This window comes from Methylobacterium sp. GC_Met_2, from assembly GCF_026540795.1.
In the GTDB taxonomy this organism is placed as follows: domain Bacteria; phylum Pseudomonadota; class Alphaproteobacteria; order Rhizobiales; family Beijerinckiaceae; genus Methylobacterium.
The window spans coordinates 77,927-94,461 of record NZ_JALNUM010000004.1; the positions used below are offsets into that span (position 1 = coordinate 77,927).

Annotated in this window: 16 protein-coding genes; 9 read left to right on the plus strand and 7 right to left on the minus strand. The window is 69.2% G+C overall.

The features are described from left to right. Positions 1 to 7: 7 nt before the first annotated feature. Positions 8 to 523: a Fur family transcriptional regulator Irr gene (gene irr / locus OXS49_RS02845; RefSeq protein ID WP_276081378.1), complete on the minus strand. Its 516-nt coding sequence runs from the start codon at positions 521 to 523 to the stop codon at positions 8 to 10. Positions 524 to 745: 222 nt separating this feature from the next. On the opposite strand from irr, the gene fabA reads away from it, so the two are divergent. The 3 genes from fabA to fabI all read left to right on the plus strand — a co-directional run bounded on the left by fabA (position 746) and on the right by fabI (position 3,844). After that, on the plus strand, positions 746 to 1,282 hold the full coding sequence (gene fabA, locus OXS49_RS02850) for a 3-hydroxyacyl-[acyl-carrier-protein] dehydratase FabA (protein WP_267421635.1): 537 nt from the start codon (positions 746 to 748) through the stop codon (positions 1,280 to 1,282). A gap of 140 nt (positions 1,283 to 1,422) precedes the next feature. After that, positions 1,423 to 2,649 carry a beta-ketoacyl-ACP synthase I gene (gene fabB, locus OXS49_RS02855; protein WP_267421637.1) on the plus strand — a complete coding sequence of 409 codons (1,227 nt, stop codon included), beginning with the start codon at positions 1,423 to 1,425 and terminating at the stop codon, positions 2,647 to 2,649. Between the two features lie 364 nt (positions 2,650 to 3,013). Beyond that, the gene (gene fabI, locus OXS49_RS02860) at positions 3,014 to 3,844 is read left to right on the plus strand and encodes an enoyl-ACP reductase FabI (RefSeq protein ID WP_267421639.1); all 831 of its coding nucleotides are present in this window, start codon (positions 3,014 to 3,016) and stop codon (positions 3,842 to 3,844) included. 105 nt (positions 3,845 to 3,949) lie between these two features. Here fabI and OXS49_RS02865 read toward each other — a convergent pair whose 3' ends face one another. Next, on the minus strand, positions 3,950 to 4,207 hold the full coding sequence (locus OXS49_RS02865) for a hypothetical protein (RefSeq protein WP_267421641.1): 258 nt from the start codon (positions 4,205 to 4,207) through the stop codon (positions 3,950 to 3,952). A 134-nt stretch (positions 4,208 to 4,341) separates the two neighbouring features. On the opposite strand from OXS49_RS02865, the gene OXS49_RS02870 reads away from it, so the two are divergent. Both OXS49_RS02870 and OXS49_RS02875 read left to right on the plus strand, forming a co-directional pair. Beyond that, positions 4,342 to 4,581 carry a hypothetical protein gene (locus OXS49_RS02870; RefSeq protein ID WP_243996681.1) on the plus strand — a complete coding sequence of 80 codons (240 nt, stop codon included), beginning with the start codon at positions 4,342 to 4,344 and terminating at the stop codon, positions 4,579 to 4,581. Between the two features lie 47 nt (positions 4,582 to 4,628). Beyond that, a complete protein-coding gene (locus OXS49_RS02875; RefSeq protein WP_346016923.1) occupies positions 4,629 to 6,179 on the plus strand; it encodes a DUF6880 family protein in 1,551 nt (516 codons plus the stop codon). 21 nt (positions 6,180 to 6,200) lie between these two features. Here the strand turns inward: OXS49_RS02875 and OXS49_RS02880 are convergent, their stop codons facing one another. Together OXS49_RS02880 and OXS49_RS02885 are read right to left on the minus strand one after the other, a co-directional pair. Continuing rightward, positions 6,201 to 6,563 carry a DUF427 domain-containing protein gene (locus tag OXS49_RS02880; protein ID WP_267421648.1) on the minus strand — a complete coding sequence of 121 codons (363 nt, stop codon included), beginning with the start codon at positions 6,561 to 6,563 and terminating at the stop codon, positions 6,201 to 6,203. Beyond that, positions 6,560 to 7,450, minus strand: coding sequence for a methyltransferase domain-containing protein (locus tag OXS49_RS02885; protein WP_267421649.1), 891 nt, complete (start codon positions 7,448 to 7,450; stop codon positions 6,560 to 6,562). Before OXS49_RS02885 ends, OXS49_RS02880 begins: the two co-directional genes overlap by 4 nt. Positions 7,451 to 7,617: 167 nt before the next feature. Between OXS49_RS02885 and OXS49_RS02890 the strand changes: the two genes are divergently transcribed. Further along, positions 7,618 to 7,860 carry a hypothetical protein gene (locus tag OXS49_RS02890; protein WP_244006674.1) on the plus strand — a complete coding sequence of 81 codons (243 nt, stop codon included), beginning with the start codon at positions 7,618 to 7,620 and terminating at the stop codon, positions 7,858 to 7,860. Between the two features lie 27 nt (positions 7,861 to 7,887). Continuing rightward, complete coding sequence (locus tag OXS49_RS02895; protein WP_267421652.1) at positions 7,888 to 8,649, plus strand: ComF family protein; 762 nt, start codon at positions 7,888 to 7,890, stop codon at positions 8,647 to 8,649. Between the two features lie 31 nt (positions 8,650 to 8,680). On the opposite strand, the gene OXS49_RS02900 is transcribed toward OXS49_RS02895, so the two are convergent. Next, a complete protein-coding gene (locus OXS49_RS02900) occupies positions 8,681 to 9,274 on the minus strand; it encodes a GNAT family N-acetyltransferase (protein ID WP_267421654.1) in 594 nt (197 codons plus the stop codon). Positions 9,275 to 9,577: 303 nt separating this feature from the next. On the opposite strand from OXS49_RS02900, the gene zapE reads away from it, so the two are divergent. After that, a complete protein-coding gene (zapE, locus tag OXS49_RS02905; protein WP_267421656.1) occupies positions 9,578 to 10,810 on the plus strand; it encodes a cell division protein ZapE in 1,233 nt (410 codons plus the stop codon). Beyond that, positions 10,807 to 13,767 carry a response regulator gene (locus tag OXS49_RS02910; RefSeq protein ID WP_267421658.1) on the plus strand — a complete coding sequence of 987 codons (2,961 nt, stop codon included), beginning with the start codon at positions 10,807 to 10,809 and terminating at the stop codon, positions 13,765 to 13,767. Before zapE ends, OXS49_RS02910 begins: the two co-directional genes overlap by 4 nt. An 11-nt stretch (positions 13,768 to 13,778) precedes the next feature. Here OXS49_RS02910 and ubiB read toward each other — a convergent pair whose 3' ends face one another. Next, on the minus strand, positions 13,779 to 15,341 hold the full coding sequence (gene ubiB / locus OXS49_RS02915) for a 2-polyprenylphenol 6-hydroxylase (protein WP_267421661.1): 1,563 nt from the start codon (positions 15,339 to 15,341) through the stop codon (positions 13,779 to 13,781). Between the two features lie 205 nt (positions 15,342 to 15,546). Further along, positions 15,547 to 16,332 carry a bifunctional demethylmenaquinone methyltransferase/2-methoxy-6-polyprenyl-1,4-benzoquinol methylase UbiE gene (gene ubiE, locus OXS49_RS02920; protein WP_244006681.1) on the minus strand — a complete coding sequence of 262 codons (786 nt, stop codon included), beginning with the start codon at positions 16,330 to 16,332 and terminating at the stop codon, positions 15,547 to 15,549. Positions 16,333 to 16,535 lie beyond the last annotated feature (203 nt).

Sequence of the window (16,535 nt, forward strand, 5' to 3'; positions counted from 1 at the left end):
CGCCAGCTCAGCCCTGGCGGCGTCCGTTCGGCCGGGTGCGACGCAGGCGGACAATCACCTCGACGCCGGCGATCTCCATGCCCTCGGGAGCCTCGGGCAACGAGTCCACCGTGATCCCGCAATCGGGCATGTCGATCACCTGGCTCTCATCCTCCAGGTAGAAATGGTGGTGCTCGCTCGGATTGGTGTCGAAATAGGCCTTCGACCCGTCGAGCGCGAGTTGGCGCAGGAGCCCGGCCTCGGTGAACTGGTGCAGGGTGTTGTAGACCGTCGCCAGCGAGACCGGCACCTTGGCGCGCATGGCTTCGTCGTACAGCATCTCCGCCGTCAGGTGACGGTCGCCGCGGCCGAACAGAAGCCAGCCCAGGGACAGGCGCTGCCGCGTGGGCCGCAGACCCGCCCGGCGCAGACGATCGCGCAGATCGGAGAGCGGGCAGCCGCGGCGCGGCATGCCGTTGGCCTCCAGCTGGGGGAGGGGGACTCGCCCGTTGAAGACGGCCTGGAAGGGCACCGGTTCGGACATTGCTGGACTGAACGCTCGACGGGGGGCCTCGGAAGATTCCAGCCAGTATATGGAACTGGTCATGTGGTCGCAACCCGAGCGTTGCCGCACCGCACCGACGCGGCCCCCCGGCCGGCGGCTTTGAAGGTGCAACGCCCCGTGCTACCCCGCGCGCCACATGAGGGGCGGCCATCGCCAAGCGCAAGCACGCCGCATCCGGAATCCGAGGACATAGCCAACGCAATGCCGCCAGACGCCGACAACTCCGGGCCGAACGCGAGCCGCCGGTCGCACTACTCCTACGAGGACCTTCTGGCCTGCGGGCGAGGCGAGCTCTTCGGGTCCGGGAACGCGCAGCTGCCCCTGCCACCGATGCTGATGTTCGACCGGATCACGTCGATCGGTACCGGCGGGGGCGCCCATGGCAAGGGCCATGTGACTGCGGAGCTCGACATCCGTCCCGACCTCTGGTTCTTCCCCTGCCATTTCCAGGGCGACCCCGTGATGCCGGGCTGCCTGGGTCTCGACGCGCTGTGGCAGATGCTGGGTTTCCATCTCGGATGGCTGGGTTCGCCGGGCCGCGGGCGGGCGCTGGGCGTGGGCGAGGTGAAGCTCGCGGGCCAGGTGCTGCCGTCGATGAAGCGGGTCGTCTACAACGTCGACGTCAAGCGCGTCCGGCAGGGAAAGCTCGTGCTCGGGATCGGTGATGGCTGGCTTGAGGCGGATGGCGAGCGGGTCTACCAAGTCCAGGACATGCGCGTCGGCCTGTTCCAGAGCTGAATAATCCGCTCCGGCGGCGCCGTTTGCAGCTCGACCGCAACGTCCGGCGGCTTCAGCAGTTGAGATTGTCGCCGCGTCATCTTAGCTGACCGGGACGTGGCGCGCGCGAGCGACGCCGCGACGGAGGTATCGTCACCATCATGCGCCGCGTCGTCATCACCGGGATGGGCATCGTCTCGTCCATCGGCAACAACACGCAGGAGGTGCTGGCCTCCCTGCGCGAAGCCCGCTCTGGCATCGCGCGTGATGCCAGCTACGTCGAGCACGGCTTCCGCAGCCAGGTCTCCGGCGCGCCGACCCTCGATCCGGAGGGTGTGGTGGACCGGCGCGCCATGCGCTTCCACGGCGGCGGCACCGCCTGGAACCACGTCGCCATGGATCAGGCGATCGCCGATGCGGGGCTGGAATCGGGCGATGTCTCGAACGAGCGCACCGGCATCATCATGGGCTCGGGCGGTCCGTCGACCCGGGTGATCGTCGAAGCCGCCGCCATCGCCCGCGACAAGGGCCCGAAGCGGATCGGCCCGTTCGCGGTGCCGAAGGCGATGTCGTCGACCGCCTCGGCGACACTCGCCACGTGGTTCAAGATCCGCGGCGTGAACTATTCGATCTCCTCGGCTTGTGCCACGTCGAACCACTGCATCGGAAACGCCGCCGAGATCATCCAGGGCGGGCGGCAGGATATCATCTTCGCGGGCGGCTGCGAGGATCTCGACTGGACGCTCTCGGTGCTGTTCGACGCGATGGGCGCCATGTCGTCGAAGTTCAACGATACGCCGTCCCGGGCCTCCCGCGCCTATGACGCCAACCGCGACGGTTTCGTCATCGCCGGGGGCGCTGGCGTCCTCGTGCTGGAGGAGCTGGAGCACGCCAAGGCGCGCGGCGCACGCATCTACGGGGAGATCGCCGGCTACGGCGCGACCTCGGACGGGCACGACATGGTGGCGCCCTCCGGCGAGGGCGCGGTGCGCTGCATGCGTCAGGCGATCGAGGGGCTCAAGGGCGCGCGGATCGATTACATCAATCCCCACGCCACCTCGACGCCGGTGGGCGACGACAAGGAGATCGAGGCGATCCGCGAGGTGTTCGGTCGCGGCGATTCCTGTCCGCCGATCGCCGCCACCAAGTCCCTCACCGGTCACTCGCTGGGTGCCACCGGCGTGCAGGAGGCGATCTACAGCCTGCTGATGATGAACAACGGCTTCATCTGCGAAAGCGCGCATATCGACGAGCTCGACCCCGCCTTCGCCGACATGCCGATCCTGCGGGCGCGCCGGGACAACGCCAAGCTCAGCCATGTCCTGACAAACTCCTTCGGGTTCGGCGGGACGAACGCGACCCTGGTGTTGAAGCACGTCGACGCCTGACCGCGTCTACCGGAACCTCCCGCGCCTGGACGCCGTTTACCTCGGGTCAAGGATTGGTGGTGGCCATGGGGACGTTCATCCTCGGAGCGCTGAGCGGTTTGATGATCGCCGGATGTGCGGCGATCTACGCGAAGCAGGCGCTCATCGACGAGGCGAGTGCCGAGACCGAAGGCTACTTCTGACTCTGCGCGCAGGTTCGTAAACGCCCCGCCGACAGGCGGGGCTTTTTTGTCGGTTGTACAGCGTTGGCGCGTTTGGAGCATGGGGCGAGGCGCGGTAAGGCACCCTGCCGCGGTTCGGTCGAGCGCATCGCGGCCCGCCCTCGGATCGGGGGTCGGTGCGCTCGTTCGGGACATGTGTCGGCATGACAGGATTGATGGCGGGCAAGCGCGGCCTGATCATGGGCGTCGCCAACGATCACTCGATCGCCTGGGGTATTGCCAAGGCTTTGCACGTCGAGGGAGCCCGGCTCGCCTTCACGTATCAGGGCGAGGCCTTGGGTCGTCGCGTGACCCCGCTCGCCGCACAGCTCAATTCCGATGTCGTCCTGCCCTGCGACGTCGAGGATCTCGCCTCGGTCGACGCCACGTTCGAGGCGCTCGACGCACGGTTCGGCGGCGAACTCGACTTCGTGGTCCACGCCATCGGCTTCTCCGACAAGGCGCAGCTCAAGGGCCGCTACGTCGACGTTACCACGCGCGAGAATTTCGCGCGCACCCTGACGATCTCGTGCTTCTCCTTCACGGAAATCGCCCAGCGCGCCGCCCGGCGGATGAAGCAGGGCGGGTCCCTGCTGACGCTCACCTACGGTGGCTCGACGCGCGTCATGCCGAACTACAACGTAATGGGGGTCGCCAAGGCGGCCCTCGAAGCTTCGGTCCGCTATCTGGCCAGCGACCTCGGGCCCGATGGAATCCGCGTGAACGCTCTGTCGGCCGGTCCGATGCGCACCCTGGCCGGCGCCGGGATCGCCGATGCCCGATTGATGTTCAACCATCAGCGCGCCCACGCCCCGCTGCGGCGTACGGTCAGCATGGAGGATGTCGGCGGCTCGGCCCTCTACCTGCTGTCGCCGCTTTCCGGCGGCGTGACCGGCGAGGTCCACTTCGTGGATGCCGGCTACAACATCATCTCGATGCCGCGCCCGGACGTGCTCCAGGCGCAGGACGCCGCTGGCGTCATGGGCGACGGCTAGGGCCGTGCCCGATCGCGTTGCAATCGTGCGCAGCTCTAAGCCTTTGTTTCGATGGGCTCTCTCGCGCCGAACCGACGTCCACTTCGGCGGAGAGCGCTCTGAAGTTCATTCCTCGGGGACGCGGCCCGGGGGCAGCGGCGCGGCCTGAGTCCCGCGCTCACCGCGTCCGGCCCGCCTGTGGCGCTCGGCCCGGACCTCGTCCGCCGTCGGCGGGGCCGACGGGTAGTTCGACGCAAAGGGGTTGGGCGGTGCCCCCCGCGAGGAGCCGCCGAACAGCGTGTCGAAGAACCCCTCCTCGGCGCTGGCCGGCCGCGCGGCCAGGAAAAGTGTGAGGGCAAGGATCGTTCGGAACTGCATCGTCATCTTGGGCCAACCGGGATCGCACCGCCCTAGCGCGACTTTCCGGCGGATCGGAGGCCGGTGCCGGGCACGCGCTGGAACCGTGGCGCGTCCGGCGGGTTCGCGCTCAACGATCATGGGCGCGTACAGGAGGCGTGATGTCTGAGGTTACCTATCGCATCGTCGAGCACGACGGTGGCTTCGCCTACAAGGTCGGCGACGTATTCTCCGAGACCTTCCCGAGCCGGGAGGAGGCGCTTCAGGCGGCCCAGGCCGCGGCGGCCGAGCAGCAGGTGCCGGGTTCGACCGAGGGGATCCGCTATCAGGATCAGGCCGGCGGCTGGCACGACGAGACCGCCCAGGGCAGCGACCGGCCGCGCGCCAAGGTCGTCGAGTAGAACCGCGCGGCGGCCATGCGGATACGTGCGCATCCACAGGAGTGGTCGTGGCGCGAACGCGAGCGGTGAAGCCGGAGGCGCCCCCCAAGGCGCCTTCCAAGGTGTCTTCCCCGGTGCCTTCCACGGTGCCTTCGAAGACGCCCCTGCCGAAGGGCACGCGGCGCACCACGCCATCGCCCGAGAGCCTAGCGGCGCTTGGCCTCGACCGCCTGATCGGCCTCATCCTGGGCGAGACGGCGCGCAATCCCGGCTTCAAGAAGCTGGTCAGTGCGGCGCTCGCTTCGCTCCAGGGGCCGGAGGCCGTTGCCGCGATCGTCGACCGGCGGCTGACGGCGCTCGAAGGCGCGCGGAGCTACATCGATTGGCAGAAGCGCCGGGCCTTCGCGGCCGACCTCAGCGCCGTCGTCACGGTGATCGTGAACGAGCTCCGGCCCCTCGATCCCGGCGCCGCCCTCGACCGGCTCCGCCGGTTCCTCGAAGCCGCCGACCTCGTGCTCGACCGGGTGGACGACGGCAACGGTGCGATTCAGGGCATCTTCGAGCGCGCCTCCGCGGCCTACGTCGAGATCGCGGGCGCGTTGCCGCCCGAAGCCGCGTCGCGTGTCGCACTGGGCCTCGTGCGCCCGTTCACCGACGATCCGTTCGGGCCGCTCGGCGCCCTCCTGGGCGAGACCGTGTCGGTCCTGCCGGTGGACTCCCTCGCGGAGATCGATGGGCGACTCGCCGAAGCGGTCGCGCGTCCCGAAACCGGCCAAGGGCAGAAGCGCGCAGCCGCATACCAGCTGGACAACAAGACGGAGATCCTGCGCCTGCGTCAGGCCATCGCCGACCGCCGCGGTGATTCCGAGGCCTACGTGGCGCTCGAGAGCCAGATCGCACCCGGGTCCGAGAACCGGACCGAGATCGCCAAACGTCTGCTCGGCGTGGGCCGCGCGCAGGAAGCGCTCGATTGGATCCGGCGCAAGCAGGAGCCCAACGCACGCCGCACGACCACACGGGCAGACCTGATCGCAAACTTCGACCCGCGCGTTCCAGAGCGCGAGCGGCTGGTGGTCGAGATCGAGATCCTCGACGCACTCGGCCGGATTGCGGAGGCGCAAAATCTGCGGTGGGGCCGCTTCGAACAGGAGCTCGACGCCCCCATGCTGCGCAGCTTCCTCGCCAAGCTGCCCGATTTCGAGGACGAGGAGGCGCTGCACCGGGCGCTGGACCACGCCGGCGCTTTTCCGGATCCGCACCGGGCCCTCGCGTTCCTGACCACGTGGCCGGATTTACGACGCGCCGCCCGTCTGGTGACGGATCATCCGACGGTGTGGAACGGAGCCTTGCAGTACAATATCCTGGCTCCGGCTGCCGACGTGCTGGCCCAGGACCATCCCCTGGCCGCCACGATCCTGTATCGACGCCTGATCGACGGGATCCTCGATTACGGCCGCAGCCCGGCCTACCCGCACGCCGCGCGTTATCTTGCGGAACTCGACGGCTTGGCGGAGAGGCTTGAGGCCGATGTGATCGAGCCGGACCCTGCAGGCTACCGCGCGAAGCTGAAACGCGACCACGGCCGCAAACACGGCTTCTGGAGCTTGGACCGCATCTAGTCGCTCCGACCGGCGGGTCGATCAGTCAACGACCTCGATGGCGTCGACCCGATCCGGATAGAACGCCACGTGCTCGCGGATCGCCTCGACAGCCGGGTAGGGCGCCTCGTAACTCCACACCGCATCGGGACGCCGAGTCCCGGCGACCGAGAGATCGAAGTAGCCAGCGTCGCCCTTGTACGGGCAGTGGCTGGTGCGCGCCGACGGCACGAAGGCGTCTGCGAGCGTATCGCGGCGCGGAACGTAGAAGACCGGGGGATATCGCGCTTCCTCCAGCCGCAGGGCGTCGCGCGTGTCCGCCACGACCGTGCCGGCCACGATGACGCGGACGCGGCGCGGCTCCGGGGTGACGGTGATCGGATGGTCGGGTCCGGGTGTCTTCATGGCGCTTCTGGTGCCTCCGGTTTCATCTCGATCGTTCCGAGAGCGTCGGCGAGGCGTGACTTGGCGCTGCCCGGCCGCAGTGGCTTCTGCTGGCTGGCATGCGGCACCCAGCCCGAAAGCCACAGCACCTCGAAGGTTGCCCGCACGCGCCCGTCCGGGTCCGCGAAGCGCGCCGCATAGATCTCCGCAGCCCGCAAGAGCGTCGCCCGGCGCAGCGGAGTCCGCCGCCGCTCGGTGAGGACGTTGGTCATACCCATGGCGCGCAGGTCCCGCATCAGGCTGAACGGATCGGCGTAGCGCACCGTCAGGGTGTCGGTATCGGCGACCGGAAGCGCGAAACCCGCCCGCTGCAGCAGAGCACCCGCCTCGCGCACGGCCGCGAACGGGGCGACCCGGGGGCTGATCCCGCCCTCGACCTCGCTCTCTGCCTGCCCGAAGCTCTGGCGCAGCTCCGTGAGTGTGGCGCCGCCCAGGAGGCATCCGACGAACAGGCCGTCCGGCCGCAGGGCCCGGCGAAGCTGGATCAGGGTCCCGGGAAGATCGTTCACACCGTGGAGGGCGAGAAGCGAGACCGCGAGGTCGAAACTGTCGGGTGCGAGCGGCAGCAGCTCCGGATCGCCGACGATCCGGTTGCCGCGCGGCTCTGGCAGCGGCGCAAGCCGGACATGCTGCGCCTGCGGATACCGGCGCGCGAGGATAGGTCCGGCGGCCGGGATCGGGGTGGCGAGGTCCAGCACGGTCGCAAAGCTGCGCAACACTGCGCCGAGGCGGTCGTCCAGATCCTCGGTCAGGCGGTCGAGGAGGAAGCCGGCATAGCCGCTTCGGACGGCGCGGGTGAGCCGCTGCCGGGCGATGAGAGTGTCGAACAGGGTGGCGGGCAGATCCATCCGGCGCACATGGCGCTCACGACAGCCTCGCGCCAGCACCCGGGACGCATGATGCCGCCGGTACAGCACAGATTCGTGAACCGCGGCCGCATGGCGGAACGACTGAGGGGCCCTGCCGTTCCTGCTGCAGCTGGCCATATGGCCGAGATTGACTGGGAGCAACCCTCATGAAGCGCACGCTCATCGGAGCCGCCGTGGCCCTCGCCGCCCTCACCGCCGCGGGCGGTGCAGAGGCGAAGGGCTGCATCAAGGGCGCGATCGTCGGCGGCATCGCCGGCCATTACGCCGGCCATCACGGCTTGGTCGGCGCCGCCGCCGGCTGCGCCCTCGGCCGCCACCGTGCCAATGCCCAGGCCCGCCAGGACCAGCAGCAGATGGCCCCGCAGGCACGGCCCGTCTCGGCTCAGTGACACCAAGCTGATCGATCCGGACGTGTGATGTCGGCGATCTGGACGGTTGCCACAGCCCTGCGCGGGATTCCGCGCGGGGCTTTGTCGTTGATCTACCCGCCCGCATGCTCAGGGTGCGGCGCAGCGACGGCCGATCCCGGGGCCCTTTGCTCGAGTTGCTGGTCGGGCCTGCGCCTGATCGAGGAACCGGTCTGCCAGCGCTACGGGACGCCGTTCGCGGTGGATCTGGGAATCGGGCCGCTGCTCTCGCCCCGCGCCATCGCCGAGCCGCCGGTCTTCGGCCGGTGCCGGGCGGTTGCCCTCTACGATTCGGTCGCGCGGCGCCTCGTGCATCGCCTGAAATACGAGGATCGTCTCGACCTCGCGAAGGTGATGGCCCGGATGATGTCGGCCAGTGGTCGAGGCCTGATCGCCGAAGTCGAATGCTTCGTGCCGGTACCGCTCCATCGGGCCCGCCTCTGGCGCCGCCGCTTCAACCAAGCGGCCCTGCTGGCCCAGGCGATCGCGGTCGATGCGGAACGTCCCTTTGTCCCGGCGGCCCTCGAACGTGTCCGAGCGACACGCTCCCAGGTCGGACTGAGCCGGGTGGCACGGGCCGAGAACCTGAGCGGCGCATTCCGGGTACCGCCCGCCGAAGCCCATCGGATCCGCGGGCGCCGGGTGCTGCTGGTCGATGACGTCACGACGACCGGCGCGACCGGCAATGCCGCAGCCCGCGCGCTCCTGCGCGGCGGGGCCGCCTCCGTCGATCTCCTGACCTTCGCGCTGGTGGGCGACACCGTCGGATAGGCGCTGCGCGGTCGAAGCGCGAGCCGGCGCCTCAGGTTGTCGCGCCGGTCCGGTTCGGAAAGCTGACCGCCAGGCTGAAGTCGAACGCCTCGCCGATGCCTTCGTACCAGAGCGAGAACGGCGTCGGTCGCTCGAGATGGAGGGCCCCGTCGATCTCGCTGCCGGCATACTGGAGCGCCGCTCCGTGCTTCGCCGCGAGCCGCAGCATCGGACCGTTTCCGGACAGGCAGCGCACGTGCAGGTCGACGACGCCGCGGTGGCGCGCCGCGCGGGCGATCCGCGCGAACAGATCGGCGCCGAGGCCGCGGCGGCGGAACGCCAGTTCGACGGCGAATGCCGCTTCCGCCCGGGGGCCCAGCACGAAGCGGGAGGGGCACGGCCCCATCGGCCGGAGCTCGCCGAGCCCGCGAAGCACGCCGTCCACGAAAGCGGCGTAGATCATGCCGTCGGCCTTGACGGCTTGCTCGGCGTAGGCGCGGACGCCGGCCTCGCTGACATTGCCCATGAAGCGGCTGGCCCGGGTCTCGGGATCCAGGCGGAGGAAGTAGTCGAGAACCGCATTACGGTCCGCCGGCCATAGGCGCCGGACGGTGCGGACCGGTTCGTCACGCGCTAACGTGGCCATGATGGGCCTCCGGTCTAAGCGCTTACGCGCAGAAATCCGGACGTCCCTCCCGAGAACCGCGGCTGATGTCGCATTCGGGGTTTCATTGTGCAATGCGGCAGACTGCCGGAATGCCTGCTCGCGCGGCTGCCATGCGCTGACTCGCGAAAGGCTGGCAATCCCAGCGCTTGCGCTCTCCGGACGCGCATCGTGGGCTTGATTCAGGTTGAACTTCCCCGGCACAGGGGAGGCCCGGTCTGTCGCCGTCGACGCGGACATGGCGCGCGTGATCGGCGGAGCGGCGGGCTGCAAGGGACCAGCGGCGTGAACGACAGATCCGGCCTGCATATCACGCCATCGCCGGAGGCGCGCGCCGGAGCCGTTTCACCCGGGCCGGTACACGAGCGCTACGAGGCCCTCGTTACCACGGGTGCCATCGAGCGGGATCCAGCGCAGGCCCGGCTCGTCCGCGCCCTCGACCGGCTTGTCCAGGACCTCCAGCGCCGCAAACGCGCCAGCAAGTCGAGCGCGCTCGGCTGGCTGTTCCGCCGAAAGGACGAGGCCGAGATACCCCGCGGGCTCTACATCTGGGGCTCGGTCGGGCGCGGCAAGACCATGCTGATGGATCTGTTCCATGAAGCGGCACCGGAGCCGAAGCGGCGGGTCCATTTCCACGGCTTCATGGCCGACGCGCACGAGCGGATCCATGCCCATCGCCAGGCCGTGAAAGCCGGAACCGCCAAGGGCGACGATCCGATCGGGCCGGTGGCCGATCAGCTCGCCGACGAGGCCACGCTCCTGTGCTTCGACGAGTTCACGGTCACCGACATCGCCGACGCGATGATGCTGGGCCGGCTGTTCGGTCACCTGTTCCGGCGCGGTGTGACGGTGGTGGCGACCTCCAACGTCGAGCCGGACCGGCTTTACGAGGGCGGCCTCAACCGGGCGCTGTTCCTGCCCTTCATCGCAACGCTGAAGGAGCGCGTGGATGTGCTACGCCTCGATTCGCGCACCGATTTCCGCCTGGAAAAGCTCGGCGGGGCGGCCGTGTACCACGTGCCGGCCGGTCCCGAGGCCCGCGCGGCCCTCGACGCCGCCTTCAAGGGCCTGACCGGCAAGGCGAAGGGCCAGCCGGCGACCGTGGCGGTCCATGGGCGGGACGTCGCGATCCCCGAGGCGGCGGGCGGCGTGGCGCGCTTCGGCTTCGACGACCTCTGCCGCCAGCCCCTGGGCGCGTCCGACTACATGGCGCTGGCCCGCGCCTTTCACACAATCATCCTCGACGGGATCCCGGTGATGGCCGAGGCGGAGCGCAACGAGGCCAAGCGCTTCATCACGCTCATCGACACGCTCTACGACCGGCACGTGAAGCTCGTGGCCTCGGCGGCGGCCGAGGCGCAGGATCTCTACACCGCCGAGGCCGGTCGGGAGGCCTTCGAGTTCGACCGGACCGTCTCCCGCCTGATCGAGATGCGCTCGCGGGAATACCTCGCCCTGCCGCACGGCAAGCCCGATTCTGAAGCATCCGGCGCGAGCACGGGACTGGTCGAGACATGAGCGCGCGTCCGAGAGTCGGTTCGATCTTCCGCCTGCGGCGGCGCAACTGGCGCGGCGCCGGACCGCTGGGCGCGCTCCTCGGCTCGCCCGCGGCCTTCATCCTCCTCTTGGTCGCCATCGCGGCCGGGACGGCGAACTACCTGGCCGGGGAGGCCGACCGGACAGCAACGGCGCGGACCAACGCCGTCATCGCCGATGTCGAACGCCTGATCTCCGAGGTGAAGGACCTTGAGACCTCCGAACGTGGATACGTGCTGGTCGGCAGCGACGAGTACCTGACGCCCTACACGGCGGCTCTTCCCAAAATCGAGGCGGAGCTGGCCTCCCTCGGCGCAGCCGCGCAGGAGCCGGTTCGGGCCGGGGGCCCGTCGCTGGCGGGCCTGATCGCCCAGAAGCGGGACTTCGCCGCGCGGGTGATCGCGGCACGGCGCGACCAGGGTTTCGACGCGGCCACCGACCTCGTCCGGACCGGCGAGGGCAAACGCCAGATGGACGCGATCCGCATGGAGGCAGCCGCCCGGCAGGCGGTGGCGGCCGAAACGCTCGCCGACCTCCAGATCCGTACGAAGCGCCGCGGGCTGATCCTGTTCTTGCTGTCGGGCGCGGCCGCGCTCGGAGCGATCGGCTTGCTCGCGCGCCTCGCGCTGGTGCGACGCCAGGAATCGCTGCGCATGTCGCGGCTCCTCGACGGCGTGCTGGCGAACGCACCCGTGGGACTCGGCTTCCTCGACCGCGACCTTCAGATCCGGCACATGAACCGGGCATTGGCCACGATGAGCGAGCGCGGTTTCGGCGCCGATCTCGGTGCTCCGATCTGGGCGATGCTGCCGACCCTGCGTGAGGAGCTGGCACCGAAGCTGGCCGCCGCGCTCAAGGACGGGCTGGTCTCGCCCGATGTTCCGGTCGCGGTGCCGACGCCTTCGGCGCCGGGCGGCCTGCGCCAGTTCTCGATGAGCTTCTACCCGCTGCGCGGTGCACAGGCCACGGCCGGGCCGGAGAGCCAGGATGTCGAAGGCGTCGGCCTCGTGGTGGTCGACGAAACCATCCGCTACCTCGCGGAGTCTCGGCTGCGCCGGAGCGAGGAGCGCTTCCGCTCCCTGATCGAGGCCAGCGCGGCGATCGTCTGGACAGCCAATCCGGAGGGAAGCCTTCAGCGTCGTCAAACGGCCTGGATCACCTTCACCGGGCAGGACGAAGCGGCCTATGCCGGCCTCGGCTTCCTCGACGCCGTCCATCCCGAGGATCGGGAGCACACCCGGGCCGCTTGGGCGGAGGCGGTGGCGACTCGCGACCTCTATGTGACGGAACACAGGATCCGCACAGCCTCTGGTGGCTACCGGCACATGAGCGTGCGCGCCGTCCCGATCGTGGAGTCGGACGGCACCCTGCGCGAGTGGGTCGGCACGCATACCGACATCACCAAGCGCAAGGAGGCCGAAGCCGCGATCGAAGCGGCCCGCGCGGCCGCCGAGGCGGCCAACACGGCCAAAAGCCAGTTCCTTGCCAATATGAGCCACGAGCTGCGGACGCCGCTCTCCGCCGTGATCGGCTATTCCGAGATGGTGCAGGAGGAGCTCGAAGATCTCGGCGAGGCCGGGCTGATCTCCGACATGAAGAAGATCGAATCCAATGCGCGGCATCTCCTCGGCCTGATCAACGACGTGCTCGACATCTCGAAGATCGAGGCCGACCGAGTCGAGATCTTTGCGGAAGAGTTCGACGTAGCCACGGTGGTGCGAGAGGTTGCCACGACCGTGGATGGCCTGATCGGCAAGAAGGGCAACACCCTCGATCTCGATCTGGCCGACGACCTGGGCAAGGCCCATACCGACGTCACCAAGCTGCGCCAGTGCCTCATCAACCTGCTCAGCAACGCCGCAAAATTCACCGAGAACGGCCGTATCACCCTGGCGGTCGCGCGTGCCGGGGATACGCTGCGTTTCGCCGTCGCCGACACCGGCATCGGCATGAATGCCGAGCAGGTGGGCAAGCTGTTCGAGCGCTTCATCCAGGCCGACGCCTCGACCACGCGCCGGTTCGGCGGCACCGGTCTCGGCCTCGCCATCACGCGGGCCTTCGCCGAGATGCTCGGCGGCGCGATCACGGTGGAGAGCCGCGAGGGCGTGGGCACCACCTTCACGTTGACCCTGCCGCTGCAGGCTCCGAATGCGCAGATGGCGGCCCCGAACGAGGTTGCCAGCGTGGTCGCTGATCGCAACACCATTCTGGTGATCGACGATGATGCGGCGACGCGCGACCTCCTCGCCCGATTCCTCGAGCGCGAAGGGTTCACGGTGATGGTCGCCGAGGACGGGCGGCGCGGGCTCGAACTCGCCCGCACCCTGCGTCCGCGGGCGGTGCTCCTCGACGTGACCATGCCGCAGATGGACGGGTGGGACGTCCTGCGGGCGCTGCGGGCCGACCCGGAGATCGGGTCGACGCCCATCGTGATGGTGACGATTCTCGACGAGCAGAATTTCGCGTTTTCGCTGGGCGCGACAGACTACATCCAGAAGCCGATCGATTGGGGCAACCTGCGCCAGATCGTCGACCGGTTCCGGCCCGCCGGGGGCGAGGGCCCGATCCTTGTGGTGGAAGACGAAGCCGATGTCCGCGCACATATCTGCGCCTACCTTCAGCGCGAAGGCTTTCCCGTTCGCGAAGCCGAGAACGGTGTCCACGCTCTGGACCGGATGGCGGGGGAGCGGCCCGGGCTGATCCTCCTCGATCTGATGATGCCGGAGATGGACGGCTTCACCTTCCTGCGCCAGCTGCGGGAGCGCCCGGAATGGCGCGACGTGCCGGTGGTGGTGCTCACCGCCAAGGACATCACCGCGGAGGACCGGCGCCGCTTGGCCGGTCAAGCGGATCGGGTCCTGGCCAAGGGCACGACAGGGCTCGGTGAACTGGTGAGCGCCCTGCGCGGGCTGATGCCGTCCCAGGCCGACGCGGCCTGAACGGTGCTCCGTCAGAGACCCCGGAACGCCAGCACCAGCGCGCCGATCGCGATGCCCCAGAGCGCCAGGGTCGACCAGATCGCCCGCTGGCGCTCATCCCGGGCAAACCCTTCCAGCCGGTGGGCATCGCCCGTGCCGGCCTCGTCCAAGCGGACCAGCACGCGCTTCAGCCGCATCGCGAGATCGGGAATGTCGCTCACGACATCCGAGACCACGCGCAGGGCCTCGAGTCCGCTCTGGGCGCGCCCGACCGGCCCCATGTTGCGGGCGATCCAGGCGCGCACCACCGGCTCGGCCGTGGTCCACATGTCGAGGCGCGGATCCAGCGAGCGGGCGACGCCCTCGACCACCACCATGGTCTTCTGAAGCATCACCAGCTCGGTGCGGGTGCTCATGTCGAACAGGGCGGTGATGTCGAACAGGAGCGTCAGCACCTTGGCCATCGAGATCTCGTCGGCCCGGCGCTGGTGGATCGGCTCCCCGATCGCCCGGATCGCCTGCGCGAAATCCTCGACGGAATGGTGGGACGGCACGTAGCCGGCCTCGAAATGCACTTTCGCGACCCGGCGATAGTCGCGCAGGATGAAGCCCAGCAGGATCTCGGCCAGGAACCGGCGCTCGTTGTGCCCCAGCCGGCCCATGATCCCGAAATCCACCGCCACCAGCCGGCCCTCGGCATCGACCAGCAGGTTCCCCTGGTGCATGTCGGCGTGAAAGAACCCGTCGCGGATCGCCTGCCGGAGGAAGCTCTGGATCACGGTCCGGCCGATCGCCTGCGGATCGTGGCCCTTCGCGGCGAGGTCGGCGGCGCTGTGCAGGCGCGTCCCCTCGATCCATTCCGCCGAGAGCACCTCGCGGGCGGTCAGCTCCCATTCGGGCTTGGGAACGCGGAAATCGGCGTCGTCCTTCGTGTTCTGCGCTAGCTCCGAGGCCGCCGCCGCCTCCAGGCGGAAATCCATCTCCATCATCACGGAGCGGGCCAGGATCTCGACCACCTCCCGCGGGCGCAGGCGCTCGGACTGTGGGGACAGGGCGTGGACCACCCGAGCCATGAAGCGCATGACCTCAAGATCGCGATTGAAACGCTCGCGCACACCGGGCCGCATGACCTTCACGGCGAGGGCGCGCTGGGTGCCGTCAGGATCCTGCACGATCGCCTTGTGGACCTGGGCGATCGAGGCGGCCGCGATTGGTTCGCTGAACGATACGAACAGCTGGTCGACCGGCTTGCCGAGCGCTGCCTCGACCACACGCAGGGCGATCTCCTGGGGGAAGGGCGGGACCCGGTCCTGCAGTTTCTCAAGGTCGAAGGCCGCGCGCATGCCGACGATGTCGGGCCGCGTCGCCAGGAACTGGCCGAATTTCACGTAAGACGGGCCCAGCCGGGTCAGCGCCGCCGACAACCCGACCGCGCCATCGCTGCGCCCGGGCTTCTCGAGCAGGCGCCCGATCCGAAGGGCCAGCCGCAGGTGCGACGGCATCTCCGTCGGATCGGCGAAGGCGAGCGCCCCCTCGCGGGCCAGCACGAAGCCGACCCGGGCGCCGCGGAAGAGGTTGATGGCGGCGCTGATCATGGTTGCACTCTCCCTCCCCCCTCTGCGGGGGAGGGTGGCCCTCGCATCAGCGAGGGTCGGGAGAGGGGAGCCCGGGTCCCGGAATGCCCGCGGGCTTCATGAAGGCCACAGCTCTGTCGTGGACCCTCGCTCCCCTCTCCCGACCCCCTTCGGGGCCCACCCTCCCACGCAGAGGGGGGAGGGAGCGCGCGCTTGGGGACCAAAATCAGGAGACCTTCCAGCCCGAATGGATCGCCACGATCCCGCCGGTGAGCGCCCGGTCGGTGACGTGGCGGAAGCCGGCGCGCTCGATCATGCCGGCGAAGGCGCCGCGCGTCGGGAACTTCCGGATCGACTCGACGAGATAGCGATACGAATCGGCATCGCCCGCGACCCGGGCGCCGATCCGCGGGATCACGTTGAACGAGTAGGCGTCGTAGATCCGGTCGAGGAGCGGGATGTCGACGGCGGAGAATTCCAGGCACAGGAACCGCCCGCCGGGCTTGAGGACCCGCCGCGCCTCCGCGAGCGCGGTCTCGATCCGCGGCACGTTCCGGATGCCGAAGGCGATCGTGTACGCATCGAAAGTCGCGTCCGGCAGCGGCAGGGTCTCTGCATTGCCGGTCACGAAGGCGATCCGGTCGCCGGCCTCGTCGACCTTGCGCTCCCGTGCCCGCTCGGCGCCGACACGCAGCATCGATTCGTTGATGTCGAGGACCGTCACACGGGTGCGCGGGCCGCCCGCGGCGAGCACCCGGAACGCCACGTCTCCGGTCCCGCCGGCCACGTCGAGATGGGCGAAGGCGCGATTCTGCGGCGGCCGCAGCATCGAGACGAGCTGGGCCTTCCAGGCCCGGTGCAGCCCTGCCGACATCAGGTCGTTCATGATGTCGTAGCGGCGGGCCACCGAGTGGAAGACGCTGTCGACGCGCTCCTGCTTCTCGTCGAGCGCCACGCGCTCGAAGCCGAAATCCGCGCTCGCGCGCTCGGATGCCCCGTCTTCGACCGTCATGACGCTCCCATTCCTCGATTGCCGGGTCTTAGCGAAGGTCGGCCCCAACCGCCATGCGTCGAAACACGCGGTTGGGGATGGGCGCCCCGAAGAACCGCTGCCATCTGACCCGACATCGGGTCGAAGCAGCCCCCTCCGTCATCACGAGCGAAGCGAACCAGGGCAGCACGACGTTGCGAGCGTGACGCGACACTGGGTTGCTG

What these genes read in the sequence shown, in the direction of transcription:
- OXS49_RS02900 (WP_267421654.1), bottom strand. Translation starts at nt 9,274, where the DNA reads ATGGCCACGTTAGCGCGTGACGAACCGGTCCGCACCGTCCGGCGCCTA.
- fabI (WP_267421639.1), top strand. Translation starts at nt 3,014, where the DNA reads ATGACAGGATTGATGGCGGGCAAGCGCGGCCTGATCATGGGCGTCGCC.
- OXS49_RS02885 (WP_267421649.1), bottom strand. Translation starts at nt 7,450, where the DNA reads ATGGATCTGCCCGCCACCCTGTTCGACACTCTCATCGCCCGGCAGCGG.
- fabA (WP_267421635.1), top strand. Translation starts at nt 746, where the DNA reads ATGCCGCCAGACGCCGACAACTCCGGGCCGAACGCGAGCCGCCGGTCG.
- OXS49_RS02890 (WP_244006674.1), top strand. Translation starts at nt 7,618, where the DNA reads ATGAAGCGCACGCTCATCGGAGCCGCCGTGGCCCTCGCCGCCCTCACC.
- OXS49_RS02870 (WP_243996681.1), top strand. Translation starts at nt 4,342, where the DNA reads ATGTCTGAGGTTACCTATCGCATCGTCGAGCACGACGGTGGCTTCGCC.
- OXS49_RS02895 (WP_267421652.1), top strand. Translation starts at nt 7,888, where the DNA reads ATGTCGGCGATCTGGACGGTTGCCACAGCCCTGCGCGGGATTCCGCGC.
- irr (WP_276081378.1), bottom strand. Translation starts at nt 523, where the DNA reads ATGTCCGAACCGGTGCCCTTCCAGGCCGTCTTCAACGGGCGAGTCCCC.
- OXS49_RS02910 (WP_267421658.1), top strand. Translation starts at nt 10,807, where the DNA reads ATGAGCGCGCGTCCGAGAGTCGGTTCGATCTTCCGCCTGCGGCGGCGC.
- ubiB (WP_267421661.1), bottom strand. Translation starts at nt 15,341, where the DNA reads ATGATCAGCGCCGCCATCAACCTCTTCCGCGGCGCCCGGGTCGGCTTC.
- ubiE (WP_244006681.1), bottom strand. Translation starts at nt 16,332, where the DNA reads ATGACGGTCGAAGACGGGGCATCCGAGCGCGCGAGCGCGGATTTCGGC.
- OXS49_RS02880 (WP_267421648.1), bottom strand. Translation starts at nt 6,563, where the DNA reads ATGAAGACACCCGGACCCGACCATCCGATCACCGTCACCCCGGAGCCG.
- OXS49_RS02865 (WP_267421641.1), bottom strand. Translation starts at nt 4,207, where the DNA reads ATGACGATGCAGTTCCGAACGATCCTTGCCCTCACACTTTTCCTGGCC.
- fabB (WP_267421637.1), top strand. Translation starts at nt 1,423, where the DNA reads ATGCGCCGCGTCGTCATCACCGGGATGGGCATCGTCTCGTCCATCGGC.